This window comes from Austwickia sp. TVS 96-490-7B (genome assembly GCF_019331795.1).
Classification (GTDB): Bacteria; Actinomycetota; Actinomycetes; order Actinomycetales; family Dermatophilaceae; genus Austwickia.
Genome location: NZ_JAHPZL010000057.1, coordinates 1 through 3,632, shown reverse-complemented (window position 1 = coordinate 3,632; position 3,632 = coordinate 1). Strand labels below are relative to the sequence as shown.

Sequence of the window (3,632 nt, the reverse complement as noted above, 5' to 3'; positions counted from 1 at the left end):
CCTACAAACCGTCGACCTCCCCACATCAAAAGCCACCGCCACACCATCAGGATGAGCCCCCCTCTCCCCCCTACGAACCGCCGCCACCACATCACGACGAATACGCAACAACTGGGTCTGCCGCTCTAACGGTGTAAGTGGCCTGATTGCCCTGTTCCGGGCAGGAGGGTTGTTATGACCGAGACACAGGAGCACGTGGACGAGTTCGAACCGTAGGAACAATTCGAGGAAAGCACCGCCTCTGGTGATGCGTTCAGCGCGGTAGCGCCGAAGGAGCAGTCACCGGTCGAGCAGGATCTGTCGGCGGCGAACGCGGCCGTGATCCGGCAGATGGTGCTGACCGCTAAGGAAGCTGGGATGGACCTGACCGGCCCGGGTGGGCTGCTCAAGCAGCTGACAAAGATGGTCATCCAGACCGCTTTGGATGAGGAGATGTCTGAGCATTTGGGCTATGACAAGCACGACCCGGCAGGTTGAAGCAGGGGAAACTCCCGCAACGGGGTGCGGTCCAAAACCATGGACACTGATAACGTCGGCCCCGTCAGGATCGAGGTGCCGCGGGATCGGGACGGCTCGTTTGAGCCGCAGTTGGTCAAGAAGCGTCAACGGCGCCTGGGGGACCTGGACGCGATGGTGTTATCGCTGTACGCCAAGGACCTCACGACAGCTGAGATCAGTGCCCACCTGGGCGAGGTGTATGGGGCGTCGGTGACCAAAGACACCGTCAGCCGCGTCACTAATCGGGTCATCGAACAGATGACTACGTGGTGGGCGCGGCCGCTGGAGAAGGTGTACGCGGCGATCTTTATTGATGCGATCGTGGTGAAGGTGCGTGATGGGCAGGTCCGTAACCGGCCGTTCTACGCAGCGATCGGAGTCGACCTGAACGGGTGCAAGGACGTGCTGGGCATGTGGACAGGGGATGGGGAATCAGCCAAGTATTAGTTGGCTGTGTTGACTAAGCTGCGCAACCGGGGCGTGCAGGACGTGTTCTTCGTCGTCTGTGACGGCCTGAAGGGTCTGCCGGCCAGTGTCAACACCGTGTTCCCACTAGCCACGGTACAAACGTGCATCATCCACCTGATCCGCAACACCTTCCGGTACGCCTCCCGCAAGTACTGGGACGCGATGTCCAAAGATATGAAACCCATCTACACTGCCCCGACCACAGCCGCGGCGCGGGACCAGTTCGAAGAGCTCACCGAGAAATGGGGAAAGCCCTACCCGGCGATCATGCGACTGTGGCAGAACACTAGGAGCGGGGTCATCCCGATCCTGGACTACGACCTCGAGATCCGCAAGGTGATCTGCTAGACCAACGCGATCGAGTCCCTCAACGCCCGCTACCGGCGCGCAGTCCGGGCCCGGGGGCACTGTCCTAACAAGCAGGCTGCGATGAAAACTCTGTATCGCGTCACCCGGAGTCTGGACCCCAAAGGCACCGGATAGACACGATGGACCTTGCGCTGGAAACCAGCATTGAACGCGTTCGCCATCACCTTCGCTGACCGCATGCCAGCGCCGAAGACTGCTGACCATGAAAACGCCACTTAAACCGTTAGACGGACAGTCCCCAACTACTCCGACCGAGGCACCCGCCTACCCTTATCCATAGAAACAATCCTAAAAGACCCAACAAAATCCACTAGCCGACACGCGGGTTAGTAATGGCGTGTTCTCCATAAGAACAAATGCTGGGTTGTGTTTGTTGTAGCGTTTTCCTAATTGGTTCATTGTTCTCTTTGCTTTTCTTTAGTGGATCAGTGCGTCATGGGCGGCATATACGGTACCTGCAATCCATGGGATGTGGTGTTCTGTCGTAATGTATAATCAGTCGGTGAGGTCGAGGGAGTCAGAGCCATGCCGTGCTCCTAAAACCGCAATGGAAGTTGCCAGGAGTCACCCTTCCAAGATCAGGCGACCTGAATGCTCAGGCATTGACAGCGATACCTCACTGAGGAGGCGACTTTTGTCAGTGCCGTGCCTAGAACTGGGCTGCGACCGGTCGTGACGGAGGTACCGTCGATCACCGATGGATATTGAGACAGGCCTCCAGACGTCATCGCGATAATATCTCGGCCCGAACTCTAACCGACTCGGCTAGAAACTATGAAAACCACAGAAGCCAACGCTAATAACACCCTACGATAAAACCGTCCTAAAATTAGCTATTTTCATCTGGCTCATCCTCATCTTCCTCACGTGAAGTCTTTCCGTTAATGACCAGCCAGGATGCGAAAAATGCGCCCCCTAGAGTCATTGTTGCGTAACCCAAAGAGTGCATCACGCGCCATAGCAAATATGTTATTGAAGGGCTGACTGAAAAGCCGTCAGCGATATTCACAGGGATTTGCTGAATAACCACCCCCAGAAATAACAGGGCGCCTCCGATTTGAAATTGGTGACCCGAAAATCTCACTTGACTACACCCTTCTCTTTATGTGGCATCGCCAGATCCTGACACTCCTGCAGTGTGCCATAGGGTAGCTCCGGTGGGGCCTGATCGTGGCAGGTGGCTTCTGTCACTATATTGGTACCTTACCGATGGAGGTAGGCGACTCCAGGAGACTTCTACATCCTGAATGACAGTGAGGTCGCGAGGGGTGTGGTCCTTGAGCATCACAAAGCTCCTGGTAGGAGCATCGAGCGTCAGCCAGGCCACGTTGCCTTACTAGTGCCCTCAGTCATCACTAGACATCCTGTTGGGTTAGATTCGGATATGCCAGATCTTGCGGCGAAGTCATTGGTGTCACCAAAGCACGAGCGGGCGGTTTGGTGAGATGAGTGATGCATCGCGGCGGGGGCTGCTGCGCAAACTAACGGACGAGCAGATCAATCCGTTTATCACGTGCACCTTGCCGAACGAACTTCCTAGGCAAGACACGCACTGGTCGACCAGATCGATGGTCGCAGACCAGGTCCTGGACCAGGCTCAGATGTCGCGGATCCGTGGGCGTTCGATCTGAAACTTTGTGCAGTGGATTCCTTGGTGATGTCCACAGATCCGAGCTTTGTGGACAAGGCTCCGTGATATCGTCGAGTGGCCCCTATACCCTCCGGCTAAAGTTTTGGTGCTGGAAATGGACATCATCACGAGGTTAGTGATCGGGCAGAACTACCTGCACACCCTTAGCACGGAGTTCTTGCGCTCCCTCAAAGAAATCGGGAAGGCTACCCCGAACGAACTTGAGCTGCATTCAGTCCTGGACGACTACACCACCAACAATATCTGCCTTTAAGGCCTGACTACTCGAACGACCCGGGGGTGTGCTGCATTTCACACCTACCCCCCGTCCTGGTTGAACCTGATCGGAAACTGACTCGTCAAGGAGCCCCGTCGCAACATCGGCCCTCGACTCACTGCTATGCGACCGAGCTGAAACACAACAACGTCACCTGGACCCAGAGTGGAAAAGCCAGCCCGCCCCCTTAGTCTTCTTTGCTGACGTATTGGGGCACGTGGCTGAGTTCTTTACTAGCGGACGTAGAGGCTGCTATCTGGCTGGGTCTGGCTAAGCTAGTGTCTTGAGTCGTTGATTCGTTGGCAGTAGCTGGCGAGGGTTTCGAGGATCTGGTCGGCGGATTTGGTCCACACGAACGGCTTGGGGTCCTTGTTCCAGTTCTGGGTCCAG

General features: G+C 56.2%; 2 pseudogenes. One reads left to right on the top strand and one right to left on the bottom strand.

The features are described from left to right. The first annotated feature begins 330 nt into the window (after nucleotides 1-330). Nucleotides 331-1,554 (top strand): annotated as a pseudogene (locus KEM60_RS16300) (IS256 family transposase). 1,963 nt (nucleotides 1,555-3,517) lie between these two features. On the opposite strand, the pseudogene KEM60_RS16735 reads toward KEM60_RS16300, so the two are convergent. Then, a pseudogene (locus KEM60_RS16735) lies at nucleotides 3,518-3,632 on the bottom strand (IS630 family transposase); the annotation flags it as partial.